This window comes from Larkinella humicola, assembly GCF_008727875.1.
GTDB lineage: Bacteria > Bacteroidota > Bacteroidia > Cytophagales > Spirosomataceae > Larkinella > Larkinella humicola.
The window spans coordinates 132506-151804 of record NZ_VTWS01000012.1 but is presented as its reverse complement, the minus strand read 5'-3'; the positions used below and the strand labels follow the sequence as shown (position 1 = coordinate 151804).

Sequence of the window (19299 nt, the reverse complement as noted above, 5' to 3'; positions counted from 1 at the left end):
ATCAGATAGTAGTTATGTCATCAAAAAGGTTGATTTTCATTTTGTGTTTTATCGCTTTCCAGATCCATGCGCAGGAAATAGTGAGTTTTAACGATGACAAGGTGGCCAGCATTGACAGCGCACTTCGTTTTTATAGCCCAAATAAGCCGGGTGGACAACTTTCCATAAGCCTGAAAGGGCGCGTGGTTTACTCCAAAGCCTGGGGACTTGCTGATCTTGAACATCGTGTTCCGATGACAACCGAGACCCGGATTGAAGCGGGATCCGTTTCCAAACAATTCACCGCTGCGGCTATATTACTCTTGGAGAAACAAGGCAAACTGACCTTAGATGACCCTGTCAACCTATATCTTCCCGAGTTACCTGTCTATCAGCGTCCCATTCGAATCAGACATCTCATTCATCACACCAGTGGATTGCGTGAATGGGGAGATGTAGCTGAACTGGCAGGGTGGCCCAATTCTCTAAGAATACTCGATAATGGACGGGTGTTTGAGATTATTTGCCGACAGAAAAAACTGAATAGCCCTCCAGGAGAGCAATTTCGATACAGCAATTCCAATTATATTCTGCTGGCTATACTCGTCGAAAAAGTAAGCGGGTCATCGTTTGCCGATTTTACCGGGAAATTTATTTTTCAACCAGCGGGGATGACTCATACACAATGGCGCAACGACTATACCGAAGTGGTTCCAATGCGCAGCACCGCCTATGACATCAAGGACGGCCGTTTCTGCAAGTCGATGCCAGAAAATAATATCCACGGTTCAGGCGGCTTGCTAACGACCGCCGAAGATCTGCTAAAATGGAGTGAATTTTACCTGAGTGCCCGGTTGGGCGGCAACGCATTACGGTCTAAACAAATTGGGTTGGATACAGCCAGCACCCTCATTTTCAATACGTATGCTGCGGGATTATTTATTGAAGGAAGCCCGACAAAACGGGTTTTTCAACACGGTGGAGCAACGGCTGGTTACCGCGCCAAACTGATTTGTTTACCGGATACGGGACTATCCATCGCCTGGCTCAGTAATACTTCCACGCTGGATACGACGGGAAGAGACCCCGCCCTGGAAGTTGCCGGAATACTGGTGGGGCCTACCTACCTTTCCCCTCCACAAGAAAAAGAAAAAGTCGAAAACATGGCAGTCAATATCGAAAAACTGAACCGCTATGTGGGACTCTACAAAAGCAGTCACAGTGCCCGTGATGTGGATATTTCACTTGGGCCACATGGCCTCCTATTATCAGGCACCTTATTGAAGCCGATTACTGAAAAGTTGTTTCGTTTTCATGATATTCTTTTGTCCTTTGATACGACTAAAGAACTGGTCGTGTACCCATCCTCTTCGGAGCCGATGCGCTATCACAAAACCGACATGTCCCTTATCAATCCGATTCATTCAGAAAGCTATGTGGGCAACTACTACTCCAAAGAAGTAGGTGGGTGGGTTAAAATCAGGAAAAAGAATAAAAGGCTAATTGCCCGTTTCGCGTCGGGGGGTGAATGCGAGCTAATCAACTACTTTGTCGATGGCTTCATCGCTCCGTGTGATCTCAAAGCCGATCTATTCTTTAAGCGAGGAAGCAACCACGAAGTCACGTCACTGGAAGTGAACACCCAGCGTGCCTATCATATCGATTTTGTCAAGATTAAAAACCGGAAAGCATTATATTATATTCCCTGTATTAACTAAGAATGAGAGACAAGCGACAAAACCGTTGATCAATACCGGTCTTGTCGCTTGTCTCACCTCTCCTATTCTACTCCCCCCGCAAACTGGTCACCGGATTCATCAAGGCCGCTTTGATGGATTGAAAACTGATGGTGAACAAAGCGACCCCAATCGCCAGCAAACCGGCCAGAACGAACATCCACCACGCGATAGACACCTGGTATTCAAAACTTTGGAGCCAAAGGCTCATTGCATACCACGCAACCGGAGCAGCCAGCACCATCGCGATCAGCACCAGCTTGAGGAAGTCTTTGGAAATCAGCCCGACGATGCTGCTGATTGATGCCCCCAGTACTTTCCGAACGCCAATCTCCTTGGTGCGCTGTTCGGCGGTAAACGTAGCGAGGCCAAACAGGCCTAAACAGGCCACGAAAATAGTCAAACCGGCGAACAGGCCCAGAATCTGACCGATTTTCTGCTCGGCTTTGTAGGTATCGTTGAAGCGTTCGTCCAGAAACGAGTAGGAAAAAGGCTGTTCGGGTTTGAAAACATCCCAATTCCTTTTCATGCTGGCCAATAAACCGGTAACGTCCTTGGTTTTTATTTTCACGATCATCGTTCCGGCACCTTTCCCCAACACCATCACGAGGGGCGAAATGCGCTCGTGAAAGGATTTGAAGTGGAAATCTTTTACAACACCAATCACCCGGTACGTGCCTTTGTTGCCCTCATTGTTCATATTGGTGATCGTCCGGTTCAGGGCATTTCCCTTCCAGCCTAACTGAGCCGCTGCGGTTTCGTTGATGATGACCGCCGACGAATCCGTTCCGAAGTCGCTGGAAAAATTCCGGCCAGCCGCCATCTCCATCCCCAGCGCCGGAATGTAATTGACATCGACATCGTACCGCAGCGTTTTCACAAACTGCGTGGTCTGGTTATCGGGGTAAACCATAAAGTTGTTGTTGTACGACGGTCCCGCCGGTAAATAACCTGAGGAACTGACCGTGGCCACACGCGGGTCCCGAAGCAGTTCGTCCCGAAACACCTCCTGATTTTTCCCCAACGCCCAGGCGTCCGGTAAAACCAGCACCTGGTCTTTGTTGTAGCCCAGCTTCTTGTTCTGGATGTAACTAAGTTGCTGATACACAATCGTGGTGCCGATCATCAAGGTAATGGAAATGAAAAACTGAACGACCACCAGCCCACTCCGCAACCCAATGCTCTTTTTGCCGGACGTAAACCGGCCTTTCAACACCGCAACCGGTTTGAACGACGCCAGAAAAAAAGCCGGGTAACTGCCCGCCAGAACGCCAACCAACAGTCCGAAAAGCAAAATACCGGGCAACAGCGTAGGAACCGCATCAAGCTGCAAGCTTAAATTCTTGCCAGACAAGCTGTTAAACAGCGGTAGCGCGGCAAACGCAAAAATACTGGCCAGCACCAGCGCAATGAACGACAACAGTATCGATTCCAGCAAAAACTGCCAGACCAACTCTTTCTTCTGAGAACCCATCACCTTCCGAACGCCCACTTCCCTTGCCCGTTTGGACGCACTCGCCGTCGAGAGATTCATAAAATTGATGCAGGCAATGAGCAGCATGATGAGGGCGACGGCTCCGAAAATATAGACGTACTTGATGTCTCCATTATTTCCCAAATCGTAGGCAAAATCTGACGAATGCAGGTGAATGTCCGTCAACGGTTGCAGGTATAGGCCCAGGTCGTTGCCGCCTTTGCGGAACTCAGCCATGCTCACGCCCATCGCCTTCTTGAGTTGCGGCCCCATGTATTTTTCTACGGTTTGGGGCAGTTTCGCTTCCAGTTGTTTGTAATCGTAACCCTCCGGGAGAACCAGGTACGTAAAAAACTCCGAAATCATCCAGGACGGCGATTTCGCGTCTTCAAAACTAGCCATCGAAGCAAACAGGTCGAAGTGAAAGTGCGAATTCGCCGGTATTTTTTCCATGACTCCGGTAACTTTAAAAACCGAAGACGCGTTTTTGAATGCCAGGGTCTTGCCAATGGGGTCGGCTTTTCCAAAATATTTAGCCGCCAGTTGTTCCGAAATCACGACGGTATTCGGTTCCAGCAGGGCGGTTTTGGCGTCACCTTTCCGAAAAGGCAGCGTGAAGACCTGAAAGAAATTGGCGTCTGCAAACGCCATCTGGTTACCGGTATAGTTCTGATCGCCCAGCACCACCGTTGGCGACCCCGCCTGCCGCAAACGGGTTGACTCCAGCACCTCCGGATAATCCGCCTTGAGAGCCTGCGCCGTCGGTGGCATCACGTGCGATTCGTTCATTTTTCCCCCCTGAACTGTCCCCCGGAAGATGACACGAACGATCCGATCCGCTTTTTCGTGATACCGGTCAAAATTCAACTCGTCCAGCACATACAGGCTGATGAGCAGACAGGACGCCAGACCAAACGCCAGACCGACAATGTTGATGGCCGAAAAGGCGCGGTTACGGGCCAGATTCCGCCAGGCAATTTTGAAGTAGTTGCGAATCATAACAGGGTAAATTGAAGCAGTGATACCAAGATCGGTCAAATCTGATGCCAGTTCGTCAAAAAGGCCATTTTAATGCAACAGGGGCACTTTTCAAAAGGATTTCCGGTAGAATTTGTCCCATTGCGGACACAGAACGTCCCGATGCGGACAGGCCGTTAAGCAGCGATTCGTAGGACAGGAATGACGCGGTCAGCCGCCGATCGTCGACATGGATTCCGTAACCGGACCGCGTTCGTGTTCGGCTTCGAAGCCGTTTTTTGGGCGGTGGGCAAAGGCTTTGAGGAAAGCGGCTGTCAGGTCGGCATCGGTTGCGCCCGACCGGAGCAAGGCCCGAACATCGAGCACGCCGTTGTCGTACAGACAGGTTTTGAGTGTTCCCTGCGCGGTCAGTCGGATGCGGTTGCAGGTGCCGCAGAACGTGCGGGTGAAGGCGGCAATGATGCCGATGGTTCCCTGATGCCCGGGAATCCGGTAAGTCGCAGCGGTCGAAAACGGCGAATCCTGCTGGCGTTCCAGACCGGGATAAAGGGTTTGCAGTTCCTGGAGAATGCGCCGGTGCGTCCAGTTCAAAACCGGGTAGTGGCTCCCCTCGCCATTGAACGGCATTTCTTCGATAAACCGTACTTCCACGGGATGGTCGCGAGTGAGTTCGGCCAGGAGCGGCAGGTCTTCAATGTTCTTCCCTTCCATCACCACCGCATTCAGCTTCACCGGAATCTTGTTTTCCAGCAAGGCGCTGAGTGTTCCCTGCACGGCGGGGAGTTCGTCGCGCCGGGTGATTTGCCGAAACCGTTCGCGGTCGAGGGTGTCGATGCTGAGGTTGACCGAGCCGATGCCCAGCCGCACCAGTTCCGGCACGAGCGGTTCGGTCAACACGCCATTGGTCGTAATGTTCAGTTCGTCAATGCCTTCGGTGGCTTTCAGCCGCCACAGGAAATCCATCAGCCCGTTCCGGACGAACGGTTCTCCGCCGGTAATCCGGACTTTCGACACGCCCAGCCGGGCCAGCACGCGCACCAGCCGTTCCATTTCTTCATACGTCAGCAACTGGTTCTTCGGCAGGTACTTAATGCCCTCTTCCGGCATGCAGTAAAAGCACCGCAGATTGCAGCGGTCGGTAACGGCCAGACGGAGATAGGTGATGGGGCGATTGTGGTTGTCGAAAATCATTACAGGCAAGTTACAAAAAACAAGACGAAAAAATTTCATCTCTTTGTGTAACCTTCTCAAAGCCGCAAAGTTTCCACACCCAACTAAGCCAAACTCGAAACACACACCCGGTTGAAATCGCTGACGGACAACTCACTCATGCTGCAGGTGAAGGACGGCAATCTGGAAAAGATGGGCCTGCTCTTCGAGCGGTATCACCGCGCCCTGTTCGGTTTCCTGTACCACATGACCGGGCAGACCGATGCGAGCGAGGATCTGGTGCAGAACGTGTTTTATCGAATGCTGAAATACCGCCATACGTTCACCGGCGAGGGCGAGTTCCGGACGTGGATGTATCACCTGGCCCGCAATGTGCTGGCCGATCACGTCCGGAAAAACAAACACGCGGTACACCATTATGACGTGGCTGATTTTGTCGAGAAAATTGGCGGTGGCCCTTCGGCCGATGAATCGATGCAGAAAGAACAGGAGCTGGCATCCCTGCACGATGCCCTGCGAAAACTGAGTCCCGACAACCGTGAAGTCCTGATTTTAAGTCGTTTTCAGGAGTTGAAATACGAAGAAATTGCCCGGATCCTGGACACCACCGAAGGAGCCGTCAAGGTTCGTGTTCACCGGGCCATGAATGAATTGAAACGCGTGTATTTAAAAGCCTGAGGCCGTGATTTTTAGAGATCATGAACGGGAACCCATACAACCATGAACTGTGAAAGCGCAAAGGAACAATTGATTGATCTGTTGAGCCATCAGCTTCCGGCCACCGAACGGGCCGCCGTTGAAGTGCACCTGGCACACTGCCCGGAATGCCAGACGGAACTGGCTGCGACCCGCCAGCTCTGGCTGGCGATGGGCAACATCCCGGTGCCGGAACCCGGCGAGAAAGTCCGCTCCCGGTTTTACGCCATGCTGGAAACGGTACAAATCGAAGAGGCTAAAAAACGCCGTCGCTCGTGGAAAAGCATCCTGCGCCGGGTTCGGCGGTTTTTGACGCCCGAACTCGTCCTTCGGGTGGCGTATAGTCTATCGCTGGTGCTGGTTGGGGTGGCGGGTGGCTACTGGCTGAACGCAAAAAAAACACCGGTTTACGAGCAGCAAATCAATGATCTGGGCGCTCAGGTGCAGCAGATGCGGCAGACGGTTTTGCTGTCATTACTCGAAAACGCTTCGGCTACCGAGCGGCTTCGGGCGGTGGAATACACCAAAGACATCAAGCAGGTGGATGCGCAGGTGGTCGAAGCGCTGCTGAGTACGCTGAACAACGACTCGAATGTAAACGTCCGGCTGGTGACGCTGGAAGCCCTGGCTCAACTCGCGGCTGATCCGAAAGTTCGGGAAGGGCTGGTGCATTCGATTGTCCAACAGGATTCGCCCCTGGTGCAATCCGCGCTAGCCGACGTGATGGTGAAACTCCAGGAAAAACGATCGCTCAAACCGCTTCGGCAACTGCTCCGTCAGGAAAACCTCAACGACTTCGTCAAGGTGAAAATCGAACAAACCATCAAGGATTTGACCTGAAAGGACCCTGGACGATGGTCAAAACTATGGTCAATGGTCCATCGTCAACAGTCCTTTCACCTACTCTTTACTCTAAAAAACAACTCCGTATGAAACCATTTATCTCCCTCCTGCTGGTGGGACTGGGGCTTTCCTGTGTCGCTGCATCGGCCCAAACCCTGGAATTTAAAGACCACATCAGCAAGGAATTTACCCTGTCGAAAGACGCCGGTAGCAGCACACTGGCTATTTACAACATCAGCGGTTTTATTAAGGTGGAAGGATACTCAGGCACCAAAATAGTGCTGGAAGTGGACCGGAGCATTCGGGCCAAAACCAGTGAGTTACTGGAACAGGGCAAGAAGGAATTTCTGCTCCAGTTCGATCAGGACGCCGACAGCGTCATCGCCTACATCGCCCTGCCCTATGATTCGCGTCCGAACCGAAATAACTGGAAAGATGGCACCAACCACCGGCGGATCGACTACAAATACGAGCTCGATTTTACTGTCAAAGTCCCCTACTCCATGAACCTGCACGTGTCGACGGTGAACGGGGGCGATGTAACGGTGAAAGATGTCAGCGGTTCTTTATTCGCTCACAACGTCAATGGTGCCGTTACGTTAACCAACATCAAAGGAGCCACCGATGCCCGAACGATCAATGGCAATGTGGAAGCCAATTACCTGGTCAGTCCGCCCGAGAAATCGAAGTATTACACGCTGAACGGCGACATCAAGATCAGTTATCCGGCCAGTTTGTCCGCCGATCTGAGCTTCAAAAGTTTTCAGGGCGACTTCTACACTGATTTTCCCAATGCCGAAATCCTGCCCGTCAAAGTGACCAAAACACAGGAAAAGCAGGGCGACGGCACGGTTTACAAGCTCAACAAAGATACGTCCATCCGAATCGGAAACGGCGGTAAAACGCTCCAGTTCGAGACTTTCAACGGGAATGTGTACATCAAAAAACAATCGTAGCGGTTTTTGCCCCTAAATCCCCTAAAGGGGACTTGAACGCCGAAACATCCGGATGCAAAAGTCCCCTTTAGGGAATTTAGGGGCAAAATTCACCTCTCTATTCCAGAAAAAAAACAAGCTAAAAATCATGAAAACGAATCGCATCCTGGTCGCCCTGTTCATGCTTATTTCCTTAGCAGAAATCCGTCCGCTGTTGGCGCAAAGTGACATCAAGGAACAACTCACCATTCCGCTGACCGATCCGAACAAACCGGGTTCCCTGCACGTCGGCATCATCAACGGCTCCATTCACGTTGTTGGGTATGCCGGAAAAGAAGTCGTGGTGGATGCCGTGGCGGAAGCGTATACCAGCAAAAAGAAAGAAGAAAAACCCGACGAACTCGCCAACGGGATGAAGCGAATTTCAACCCGCGGTGGCCTCGATTTGAGCGCTGAAGAGAAAAACAACAAGATAAACCTGAGTTCGGGGGGGTCCATGAAACGAAACGTCAATCTAACCATCAAAGTCCCGCAACAATTCTCGCTCAAAGTCAGTACAATCAATCATGGCGATATTGTAATCGAAAACGTGACCGGTGAACTGGAGGTGAACAACGTGAATGGTCCCATTACGTTGACTGGCGTGTCGGGCTCTGCCGTTGCTAACAGCGTGAACGGGCCATTGAAAGCCACGTTTAAAAACGTCAATTCCGAAGCGCCGATGGCGTTTTCCACCCTCAACGGCAATGTTGATGTCACCTTTCCGGCCAATGCCAAATTTGACGTAAAACTCAAATCCGACCGGGGCGAAATCTTCAGCGACTTCGATGTGGACGTTGACAAAAGCCAGCCCAAAGCCAGCCGAAGCAGCAAAGACGGCATGTACAAAGTGAGCATCGACGACTGGGTGCAGGGGAAAGTGAACGGCGGGGGCCGCGAGGTGATGATGAAAAACATGCACGGCAACATCTACATTCGGAGAGCGAAATAAACCGTTTTTGCAACCATTTCGACCCAAAGCCAGTTGTCTTGAAAACCTATTTTGTCACCGCCGAACCCCGGCGGTGACTTATTTTTTAGCATGGACAAACTGTATACGGCGAAAGCCACCGCAACCGGAGGCCGCAACGGCCACGTAAAATCACACGATGGAGCATTGGAAGTCGATGTCCGCGTACCGAAAGAAATGGGTGGCCCGAGTGGCACCTACCTAAATCCGGAAACCCTGTTTGCCGCCGGGTATGCGGCCTGTTTCGATAGTGCGCTGAGTTTAATCATCCGCACGCAGAAAGTGGAAGCGGGTCAGACCAGCGTCACGGCGCAGGTCAGTATCGGAAAAAATGAAGACGGCGGATTTGGACTAGCCGTTGTGCTGGAGGTTCAGATTCCAGGCGTCGAGCGTTCCAAAGCGGAAGAACTGGTTGAAAAAGCACACCAGGTCTGCCCCTATTCCAATGCCACCCGCGGGAATATTCAGGTCGATTTAAAAATCATAGAGTAACTTCCTGAAGAATTTTAAATAGAAGGCTTACGTCTGATAATTCTTTACATTTTCGCTTTTGCCCCTAAATCCCCTAAAGGGGACTTGGACGCGACTTAATCCGGATCCTATAAGTCCCCTTTAGGGGATTTAGGGGCAAAAGCGAAAGTCCTAAAGCGCTTTCTTACCGTTTAAAAGTATAAGCGAATTCCGCACCGGGTGTCAGCAGCACCGCTTCCCGTTGACGCTCTTCCACAACCGCTTCGGAGGGAGCCAGGGCACCGTCGACAATGGCACCGGCAATGGCGACAGAAACCGCAATCACCAACGCGGGCCAGAATCCGGCAATGGTGAAACTGCCCATCATTTTATCGATCAGCTTCAGCAGAATGGCCGTCACCACAATCCGCACAATGCCGGTTAAGAAGAAGAGCGTCACCAGGTTGAGTGGAAAACGAATGATCCAGCCGACCAGAAAATTGAGCGCAGCCAGGATAACGGCAATCAGCAGGGCAGTGCCGAAGCTTTTGACATCAACCTGGGGCATGATGTAGGCCAAACCGAAAATCACGGCGGCATCGAGTAACAGGTGCAAAATTAGATTCATGAGAAAGCGGGATTGATGGTAAATAATCCCTAAATAAACACTTTCTTTTGCAGCTTGTTCAACCCATAGCTCATTTCCTGCCCGCCATGAAAAAACCGTTTCGATCCATCAGCCTCTTCCTTTTGTTCATTACGTCCTTCTGTAAATCAGGCTTCGGTCAGCAACCCGCTACCACGACCGATTCGCCCGAAGGCGTGTATCAGTATCGAAAAGCGGCTTACGATGGCATCGGGAAAACCTACCTGGGCCGGGAAATTTCGCAGGTCATGGGCCATTTGGGAGCCGCCTGGCTCGAACGCCCGGAGCGCGAACAGGAAGAACGCACCGATCTGCTGCTGGACGCCCTGAACCTGAAACCGACCGATGTCGTCGCCGACGTGGGGGCCGGAACCGGGTACTTTACCTTTCTGATGGCTCCCAAGGTTCCGAAAGGCAAAATCCTGGCGGTTGACATTGAAAATGAAATGATTAATGATTTGAATAGCGCCAAAAATAAGAGAGGAATTACCAACGTCGAGCCGGTTTTAGGAACGATTACAGACCCTAAACTCCCCGCCAATGGCATCGATATGGCACTGATGATCGACGCCTACCACGAGTTCTCGCACCCCCGCGAAATGATGACGAGCATCGTCCGGGCGCTCAAACCGGGTGGCCGCGTGGTGCTGGTCGAATACCGCGCCGAAGACCCGAACGTGCCCATCAAACCCCACCACAAAATGAGCATCGCCCAGGCCACGAAAGAAATGAAAGCCGTCGGCTTGCGGCTGAAAAGCGTCTATACCAAACTGCCCCAGCAACACGTGATGATCTTTCAGAAGTAAAGCCATTAAGGAATGACAAATAATAAATGATGAATGTTAAATGTAAAAGTCTTGCCAGTTCCGCACTTTCACATTTAACATTCATCATTTATTATTTGTCATTCCTTCATCGAAAACGAAGGTATCCTTTCGATACCTCATTCAAACAACCGGTCCCAACAACCCGTTACTCCTTCGAAGTAATTTGGTTTTCCTGTGTCATCAACAACGTCGGCGGTTTCATCGTCTTCTCCCAATAAATGGATTATTCTGGGCACCATCATGTTCGGAACGTTCATGTCGACGCTCGACAGCAGCATCGTCAACATTGCCCTGCCCACCATCCGGCGGGAACTGGGCGCGGGCGACAGCGTCGAGTGGATCGTGCTTTGTTACCTGCTGACGACCACCAGCACGCTGCTCATCATGGGGAAACTGTCCGACTGGGTGGGCCGGCGAACGCTATACATCACCGGTTTTTGCGTGTTTGTGCTGGGCTCCCTGCTCTGCGGGCTGGCCTGGAACCTGTGGTCGCTGGTGGGATTTCGGGTGGTTCAGGGGCTGGGAGCATCCATGATTTTCGCCGTCGGCCCAGCCATCATCGGCGACACCTTTTCTCCGCAGGAACGCGGTCAGGCGATGGGGCTAATGGGTTCCATCGTGGCGGCCGGGTCCAGTGCGGGGCCGGTTATTGGCGGTTTTCTGCTGGGTAAGTTCGGCTGGTCGAGCATCTTCTTTGTGAACGTCCCGATCGGTTTGCTGGCGATCTGGCGGGCCTGGACCATCCTGCCGGAAAGTCCGAAAGTGACCGGCCAACGGTTCGATCTGGTGGGCGCGGGGCTGTTTCTGTTCGGCGTCATCTCCCTGCTCACCGGGCTGGATTTTGGGCCGGAACCGTCGTATGGCTGGGATCATCCGCTCGTGGTCACACTCTTGTCTATCGGCACGGTTTTGCTGGTGTTGTTTCTGTTTTGGGAAATGCGGGTTCGGGAGCCGATGCTGCAACTGAGCCTGTTCCGCATCCGGCCCTACACAGCCGCCATTCTCGCAGCCTTTTGCGGTTTTCTGGCGTCGGGCGGTAATCTGTTTGTCATTCCCTTTTTCCTGCAACAACTCCTTGGGCTACCCCCCGAACGCGCCGGACTGATTTTGCTGGCAGGCCCTCTGACCCTCAGCTTGGTGGCCCCACTGGGCGGGTATCTTTCCAGCCGGATTAGCACGCGCTGGTTGTCCAGTTTCGGGTTGCTGATCACGGCGGGCGGTTATTTTGCGTTTTCGTTTCTGGCCGTCGACTGGACCTGGCAGGATGTCATCTGGCGGAGTTCGCTGGTGAGTCTGGGCTTTGGCCTTTTTCAGTCGCCCAACAGCAGCAGCGCCCTCAACGCGGCCCCCATCGCCCAGCGCGGCATTGCCAGCAGCATGATTGCCTTCATGCGCAACCTGGGATTTGTCGTCGGCATCGCCATCGCTGCCGCCGTTTGGTACAGCACCCGCAACCGCTGGGCGCTGGCAAACGATGCCTCGCCCGAATCGACGGCGGCCCAACTGCTCGGAATGCATTACGCCTACCTGACCATGTGCGGTTTAGTACTGACCGGTGCGCTCATTTCCTTCACGCGGGGGAGTACGACGCAACCAGTATCCCAGCCGGTGCAGCGGGACAACTCCGTGGCGGGCACAACTTCTTAGAAATTAGTTTGAGTTAACCGGAAAGCCCTGGAAGGGCGATCTGACAATAGAAAACAGGGCAACCAATTCCGGTTAGCTCCGGAGGAGCGGCCTGAACGTGTTTTTTAGGCCGCTCCTCCGGAGCTAACTAGATGAAAGCTAGTTTGTGTTTACGAACAGGATAGGCCTCCAGCCCGCACTCAAACCGTTTTTTGATGAATACCTCGCCGACTAAGTCATCGCTACAACGCTAACATTGTATATTTTTTGGAGAAAATGCTGGAGATTACCGGTATCTAAACAGGGTAAATTTGTACTGTTCCTAAGTCCTGTTGTATGAACCGCTACGCTACAATTCTTCTCTTCTCCGTTCTTTTTTGCTTTATAGGTACCGCATCGGTCATTGCGCAGAAAATCGGTAAAAAAGTCACCATCGTTACGCCGGTTTCAGCCCACGTTCGCGTCACCTTTGGTGCCGAAAAACTCAAACAGGCGCTGGCCAAAGCTGGTTATCAAACTACACCAGGCAAAGGCGTTCCGGAGAAGGGCAGTCAGCAGATTGTCATTGGGTTATGGTCTGATGCCAACGTCAAACAGGTTTCTTTGCGTTATAGATTAACGGCAGACCCAAACCCAGTCAAAGAAAGCTTTGCCATTCGGAGAGACGCGCAGAATCCGCTGCTGATCGTGGGAGCCGACCCGTCCGGTGTGTTGTACGGTTGTCTGGAACTGGCGGAAAAAATCAGCGAAACCGGCCAGCTTCCCGAAACGATCAATCTGCGTGACCAACCGGAAATGGTGCTGCGCGGCACGGCCGTGGGCATTCAGAAACCGGTGTATCTCCCCGGTCGCGAGGTGTATGAATATCCGTATACGCCCGAAACCTTCCCGTGGCTTTACGACAAAGCGCTCTGGATTCGGTACCTGGATCAGATGGCCGAAAACCGCTACAACTCCCTGTATTTGTGGAATGGCCACCCGTTTGCGTCACTGGTTCGGCTAAAAGACTATCCCTACGCCGTTGAAGTGGATGACGCGACGTTCCGGAGAAACGAAGAAATGTTCCGGTTCCTGACCGCCGAAGCCGACAAACGCGGCATCTGGGTCATTCAGATGTTCTACAACATCATTCTTTCAAAACCGTTTGCCGAAAAACACAACCTCAAAACTCAGGACCGAAACCGCCCGATTACTCCGCTCATTTCCGATTACACCCAGAAATCCATTGCCGCGTTTGTTCAGAAATACCCGAATGTCGGCCTGCTCATCACCCTCGGCGAAGCCATGGAAGGCGTCGGGCAGGATGATGTCGACTGGTTCACCCAAACGATTATTCCGGGCGTCAAAGACGGACTGAAAGCTCTAGGCCAAACCGCTGAACCGCCGATTGTGCTCCGCGCCCACGATTCGGATGCACCCCGCGTGATGAAAGCCGCCCTGCCGTTGTACAAGAATTTGTATACGATGGCGAAATACAACGGCGAAGCCCTGACAACCTACACGCCCCGGGGTAAATGGGCGGATTTGCACCGGACGTTAAGCAATATCGGTACGGTTCACGTTGAAAATGTGCACATTCTGGCCAATCTGGAGCCTTTTCGGTACGGTTCGCCCGATTTTATTCAAAAATCCGTTCAGGCGATGCATAACGTGTATGGTGCGAATGGCCTGCATCTGTACCCCCAGGCGTCGTACTGGGACTGGCCCTATACCGCCGACAAAACGTCGCCCCGCCTGCTCCAGCTCGACCGTGACTGGATCTGGTACAAAACCTGGGCGCGCTACGCCTGGAATTCCAAACGGAATCGTCCGACCGAAGTGACGTACTGGGGCAACCAACTGGCGGATCAATACGGTTTACCGGCCGACAAAGGCAAGGACGTACTGGAAGCCTACGAAGAAACCGGCGAGATTTCACCGAAACTATTGCGACGCTACGGCATCACCGACGGCAACCGCCAGACCCTCACGCTCGGTATGTTGATGACGCAACTCATCAATCCGTTTCGCTACGGGCTCTTTACGCTCATGTACGAATCGGAAGCCCCTGAGGGTGAAATGATTATCGAATACGCCGAGACGGAGTCTAAACAGGAAAAACACCGGGGCGAAACGCCGGTTCAGGTGGCCGATGAAGTGATTGAACACGGCAAAAAAGCCGTGGCCGCCATTGACAAAGCCGCTGGTGCGGTGACTAAAAACAAGGCCGAATTCGACCGCCTGAAAAATGACGTCTACGCCCAGAATGCGATGGCGAATTTCTACGCCCAGAAGGCCCGGGCGGCCCTGGCGGTTTTGAAATACAAGTACTCGACCGACGTCCGCGATCTGGAAAAAGCGGTTCCGCTGCTGGAAAGCAGTCTGGAACATTACACGGATCTGGTGAAGCTGACGAAAGATACGTACCTGTATGCCAACAGTATGCAGACGAAGCAGCGCAAAATTCCGATGCGGGGCGTCGATGGAACCTACAAAACGTGGGAAGAAATGCTGCCGGTTTATCAAAAAGAACTGACGCGGTTTAAGTCCGTGATCGACTCGCTGAAATCAGCACCGGCGACGGTGGCCAGGCAACCGGTTTTATTCAAACCGGCTACCGTCACGATTCAAAGCCCGACCGTGGAGACGTATGCCGTTGAAAAAGGGCAGCGTATTTTTTCCGATACGGGTCTTGCCATCGCTGCGGTGGCGGAGGAATTGAAGAACCTGAAAGGGTTGCAACTGGCAAAATCGACACAACAGTCGGAACGCACCAGCCTGACCTTTATAGCCAGCCAACCCGTCAAACTGCTGGTCGGTTTTTTTACCGAAAAGAACCCCCACTACTTACCCGAACCGGAACTGGAAACGGACGCCAGCGCCAACGACTACGGTCAGTCGGAAATCAAAATTTCGAACGCTTTGCTGCTGAACGGTTTCCCGCCCGTCAATGTGCATACGTATTCGTTCAAGGCGGGAACGCACACCCTGAATCTGGGAAAAGGAGCCTGTTTACTGCTCGGTTTTATGGACGGCAATCAGGAAATCCCGGTTTTCGACGCCGGTTTGGCGGGCAATAAAAAGAACATCGACTGGCTGTTTGAGTAACACCAATAGCCAGTCGATGTGCTGAGCCGGACCTTTAGTCCAGCGGAATACGCCCGGCGTTTTGCTCCAGCCAGGCATCAAACGACTGTAATTCGGGGTTCAACTCCCGGGTGTAGTTTACATCCCGGACCTGGTTACATACCTCGTCGAAATCACGGTAGAACTGAAACATATTGCCCATGTCATCGGCTCCCGGGAAGCCAAAGCCCCGGTATACCTCCGGCGTAACGTAGTTGTAGCTTACCTCCTGCCCGATCGCTTTGGAGAGTTTCGCAGCCATTTCCTGGCCCGTCAGTTGATCCCCGGCCACGCCGATGGTCTTCCCAACGAATTCCGTCCCGCCCTTGAAGATGGCGTAAGCGGTTTTGCCGATATCTTCGGAAGCCACACCGGCCATCTTCTTATCAGCCATCGGCAAAGTCAGATACAGCCTGTCATCGGGTCCCTTTTTAGGCCCGGCTCCAAAATAGATGAAGTTTTCCCAGTAAAAAGAAGCCCGGAGGAAGGTAGTCGGTACCCCTAAATCGGTAAAGAACTGGTCTGCTTCGCCTTTCGCATCAAAATGCGGCACTTTGTATTTGCCTTGAAGGGTTGGCATCCGGTCATCGTCCAGCGGAATCCACTCGCGGGTATCTTCCAGCGTCGACCAGATCACGTGCTTCAGCCCGGCCTGTTTGGCCGCCTGGGCCATGCTGCGGGCTTCGTTGTATTCCCGCTCCGGCGAAAAATGCGCCCAGAAAAAGGTCACAAAAAAGGCCCCATAAGCTCCCTCCAGGGCCTGGCTAAGGCTTTGCTCATCATCAATGTCAGCCACCACCACCTCGGCTCCCAATTGGGCCAGTTCCTTTGCCTTATCGGAACTGGTGTCCCGCGTAATGGCCCGGACGGCAAACTCACTGTTTTTATCATGGAGGATGGCTCTGGCAAGTCCGCCCCCCTGGGCACCGGTAGCGCCGAAAATGGCAATAATCTTTTTCTCAGACATGAGTATTATTGAGTTTAGGAGTTTAGAAACAGAACGTTCCATACCGAATGGAACAGAGCCCCCAAGTTAGGACAATAGTGGATACGTTGTCAACAACTGCACCTATTTTGCTCCACCGACCAGCAAATGGCTGTGAGCCGCCTACGGCGCAATGATCAATTCAATCTCGTTGTCGTGGAACACCTGTTTGTATTTTTCCTGAATGGTCGCGTCGGTGATGATGTAATCGATCAGCGACAAGGCCCCCAGACTGGCGAAGGCACTTTTGCCAATTTTGGTCGAATCGGCCACCAGATAGGTTACATCGGCGGCATCAATCATGGCTTTTTTCACCACTAAGTCGCTGATACTCGGATAGGTTAAGCCCGCCTTCAGCGAGATTCCCGCCGTGGCCAGAAACAGCTTCTGGACGTTGATGCCTTTGAAAAAATCGGCGGCTTTCTGGCCCGTCAGCGACAGGGTGGGCGGTTTAAACTCCCCGCCGGTCATGATCACCTCGATGCCGGTTTCGGCGCCCAGAATCAGGGCGATGTTCAGGGCGTTGGTGATCACGGTGAGGTTTCGGTAGCCGCGCAGTTTTTTGGCGATTTCGGTGGTAGTCGAACCCGAATCCAGAATGATGGTGTCACCACTTTCGATGAATTCCAGGCACTTGCTCGCGATGCGTTCCTTTTTGTCGATGTTCTCCTGATTTCCCAGCGAAACCGTCCGCACCTGGTCTTCCACGTTTTTCAGGTAGGCTCCGCCGTGGTCCTTGATCACCAGTCCGTCTTTTTCCAGTTTCTCGATGTCCTGACGAATCGTTACTTCCGTCACCTTAAAAATCCGGGCCAGGTTGACGATCTTGGCGGAGCCGTCTTCCTTCAGCAATTCAAGTATTTTATCCCGACGTTGATTCGGTAGCATACGGTTTTATTCTAAACTATCTGAGTTTGTCAAAAGTAACAAAAAGAAATTTTCTCTTCGCTATCGATTCATTATCAACGTTCCGGTTTGTTCCCCAGCCCACGGTTAAAACCGTGGGGTTTCGCGAAATATCCACCCAAATTTTGAAACCGTTTTAACGGTTTTGAGATCCTGAAACCGTTAAAACGGTTTTTGCACACCCGGTTTTGTCATCCATGTCCCACGGTTAAAACCGTGGGCTGGATTTGTCTCTTTCCCAATTCATTCTCCATTCCCACTATTCACAAATAAAACATAAAAACCGAAAACCAATTCCTATTTGATCTGCGTCAGCCGAATCGCCTGATACGGTTTGGCAGGCAGACGAATTTTCCTGAATCCTTCGTCATACACCCGGTAATCTTTCGCTTCGCCCAGCCGGAAGGTGTCCGAAACGGGGGTAATGGTCATGTTCCAGGTGTCGATGAGTTCGGCTTTGAAAACCGCTCCCGTGGGCGGTGCGCCTTTTTTGGGCAAACTGAACACCCATTCCGACGGCATCTGTTTCCCTAAATAAATCAGGTAATGCGCGCTGTCGGACTGGCAGGTCTGGTGATCTTTCCAGGGGTCCGCCAGTTCAACCGGGCCGGGTTGCTGTTCCAGCAGATTTCGCAAAAAACCGATCCGCGCCGGACTTTGCCCGTGAAACCGGCCGCCTTCGGCCCAGAAGATGGTGTCGCCCGGCGTCCGGTAGGTTTCGCCGTGGGTCACGTAGGTGCCGGCAATCACGCCCTGCCAGAACGTCTCGGTCATTTCCTCCGGACTCAGCCGTCCCCAGCGCTGCGGGAGGTTGCCTTCGTAACAGACCTCGTCGTAAATCACCGGTTTTCGGTAGGCATCGCGCAACAGAACCGCCCGCCCAAAATCCTCGACGGTCGACCCATTCTGAATGCTGACGTGGGTGAAATACGGTTTCCAGTTGTCGTAATATTCCGTTCCGTTGTGGATCGAACAGAGGTGGTGATACGGGTCGGCTTCGACCACGGCTTTGCTGTAGACATCCCAGGCTTCGCGCGGTTTCGTTTTGATAAAATCAAATTCATTCGCCATCGACCACCAGACGTTCTGATACGCAGACAATCTGGCTACCAGATACTTGATATAAAATAAATCATTCTTCATGCCCATGCTGTCGAATCCCCAGCGGCCTTTGTCGTATGGATGAAAAATAATCAGGTCGGCTTCTATATTCAGTTTGGCGAGGTCCGTAATCCGCTTTTCGAGGTGCCGGAAAAACGCCGGATTGAAGCGCGTAAAGTCCCATTCGTACTTTGTCGAACCATTCGGGCGTTTGGTGCGGCCTTTCTCTTCATAGGCAAAAAGGGCCGGTTCTTCCTCCACGTAACTGTACGTTTTCGGGAACACGCACATTCTGATTTTGTTGAACGACGCATTTTTCAAGGTGGTCAACGTCTGTTCCTGCAACGGCTCGGGCTGGTGCGTCCAGGCATACGCCGTCGTCCCAAAGGGGTAATACGGTTTTCCGTTGGCGTACTGAAAGTGGTACGTATTCCGGACGCCGACCGGGCCGTGATTGGTCGCAGAAGGCGCGCGGCATGTAAAACTTCCTGTTTTTCCACGCAACGCGTTGACGTTGCTGGATGTCCGGTACGACCATTGCCCCGTGGCTTCCGGCATGAACCGGATTTTATACACGCCGTCGCCGTCATAAAAACCGGTCGTTTTCACCCGTTTGTCGCCCGACGAGAACTCGGCGGTTAGCCAGACCTCCGTGAAGGGATTGCCAGCCGTTGGCCCCGATAAGGTGATCTCGTAGACCCCCCATTTTTCAACGGCGTTTTCGGAAGCCACCAATCCCTGCGCGATCAGATGCAGCGGAGAACCTATGAATAAAAAAAACAAAAGCCGGATTTGAGCTTGTCTGGCCATAATTCAAGAAAATATTTTTAAAA

15 protein-coding genes are annotated in these 19299 nt (G+C 52.4%); 9 read left to right on the top strand and 6 right to left on the bottom strand.

Annotated elements, in window-relative coordinates:
• Positions 1 to 14 precede the first annotated feature (14 nt).
• On the top strand, positions 15 to 1697 hold the full coding sequence (locus F0P93_RS29895) for a serine hydrolase domain-containing protein (RefSeq protein WP_150881461.1): 1683 nt from the start codon (positions 15 to 17) through the stop codon (positions 1695 to 1697).
• 67 nt (positions 1698 to 1764) lie between these two features.
• Here the strand turns inward: F0P93_RS29895 and F0P93_RS29890 are convergent, their stop codons facing one another.
• Together F0P93_RS29890 and moaA are read right to left on the bottom strand one after the other, a co-directional pair.
• Entirely contained in the window at positions 1765 to 4188 is a 2424-nt protein-coding gene (locus tag F0P93_RS29890) for an ABC transporter permease (RefSeq protein ID WP_150881460.1), read from the bottom strand.
• Between the two features lie 189 nt (positions 4189 to 4377).
• A complete protein-coding gene (gene moaA, locus F0P93_RS29885) occupies positions 4378 to 5358 on the bottom strand; it encodes a GTP 3',8-cyclase MoaA (protein WP_150881459.1) in 981 nt (326 codons plus the stop codon).
• Positions 5359 to 5496: 138 nt separating this feature from the next.
• On the opposite strand from moaA, the gene F0P93_RS29880 reads away from it, so the two are divergent.
• The 5 genes from F0P93_RS29880 to F0P93_RS29860 all read left to right on the top strand — a co-directional run bounded on the left by F0P93_RS29880 (position 5497) and on the right by F0P93_RS29860 (position 9312).
• Entirely contained in the window at positions 5497 to 6015 is a 519-nt protein-coding gene (locus F0P93_RS29880) for an RNA polymerase sigma factor (RefSeq protein ID WP_150881502.1), read from the top strand.
• Between the two features lie 42 nt (positions 6016 to 6057).
• Entirely contained in the window at positions 6058 to 6873 is an 816-nt protein-coding gene (locus F0P93_RS29875) for a HEAT repeat domain-containing protein (protein WP_150881458.1), read from the top strand.
• An 89-nt stretch (positions 6874 to 6962) separates the two neighbouring features.
• Positions 6963 to 7832 carry a DUF4097 family beta strand repeat-containing protein gene (locus F0P93_RS29870; RefSeq protein WP_150881457.1) on the top strand — a complete coding sequence of 290 codons (870 nt, stop codon included), beginning with the start codon at positions 6963 to 6965 and terminating at the stop codon, positions 7830 to 7832.
• Between the two features lie 127 nt (positions 7833 to 7959).
• Positions 7960 to 8802, top strand: coding sequence for a DUF4097 family beta strand repeat-containing protein (locus tag F0P93_RS29865; protein ID WP_150881456.1), 843 nt, complete (start codon positions 7960 to 7962; stop codon positions 8800 to 8802).
• A gap of 90 nt (positions 8803 to 8892) precedes the next feature.
• A complete protein-coding gene (locus F0P93_RS29860) occupies positions 8893 to 9312 on the top strand; it encodes an organic hydroperoxide resistance protein (protein ID WP_150881455.1) in 420 nt (139 codons plus the stop codon).
• A gap of 163 nt (positions 9313 to 9475) precedes the next feature.
• Here the strand turns inward: F0P93_RS29860 and F0P93_RS29855 are convergent, their stop codons facing one another.
• Positions 9476 to 9898: a phage holin family protein gene (locus F0P93_RS29855; protein ID WP_114405663.1), complete on the bottom strand. Its 423-nt coding sequence runs from the start codon at positions 9896 to 9898 to the stop codon at positions 9476 to 9478.
• Between the two features lie 86 nt (positions 9899 to 9984).
• Here F0P93_RS29855 and F0P93_RS29850 point away from each other — a divergent pair, with 86 nt between their 5' ends.
• The 3 genes from F0P93_RS29850 (at position 9985) to F0P93_RS29840 (ending at position 15456) form a co-directional block, all read left to right on the top strand.
• Entirely contained in the window at positions 9985 to 10722 is a 738-nt protein-coding gene (locus tag F0P93_RS29850; RefSeq protein ID WP_150881454.1) for a class I SAM-dependent methyltransferase, read from the top strand.
• A gap of 195 nt (positions 10723 to 10917) precedes the next feature.
• On the top strand, positions 10918 to 12390 hold the full coding sequence (locus F0P93_RS29845; protein ID WP_225309709.1) for an MFS transporter: 1473 nt from the start codon (positions 10918 to 10920) through the stop codon (positions 12388 to 12390).
• Positions 12391 to 12705: 315 nt separating this feature from the next.
• Positions 12706 to 15456, top strand: a complete 2751-nt coding sequence (locus F0P93_RS29840; protein ID WP_150881453.1) for an alpha-d-galacturonidase — start codon at positions 12706 to 12708, stop codon at positions 15454 to 15456.
• Between the two features lie 34 nt (positions 15457 to 15490).
• On the opposite strand, the gene F0P93_RS29835 is transcribed toward F0P93_RS29840, so the two are convergent.
• The 3 genes from F0P93_RS29835 to F0P93_RS29825 form a co-directional block, all read right to left on the bottom strand.
• Complete coding sequence (locus F0P93_RS29835; RefSeq protein ID WP_150881452.1) at positions 15491 to 16441, bottom strand: NmrA/HSCARG family protein; 951 nt, start codon at positions 16439 to 16441, stop codon at positions 15491 to 15493.
• A gap of 141 nt (positions 16442 to 16582) precedes the next feature.
• On the bottom strand, positions 16583 to 17347 hold the full coding sequence (locus F0P93_RS29830; protein WP_114405658.1) for a DeoR/GlpR family DNA-binding transcription regulator: 765 nt from the start codon (positions 17345 to 17347) through the stop codon (positions 16583 to 16585).
• 315 nt (positions 17348 to 17662) lie between these two features.
• Positions 17663 to 19276 carry a DUF5060 domain-containing protein gene (locus F0P93_RS29825; protein ID WP_150881451.1) on the bottom strand — a complete coding sequence of 538 codons (1614 nt, stop codon included), beginning with the start codon at positions 19274 to 19276 and terminating at the stop codon, positions 17663 to 17665.
• Between the last annotated feature and the right edge of the window lie 23 nt (positions 19277 to 19299).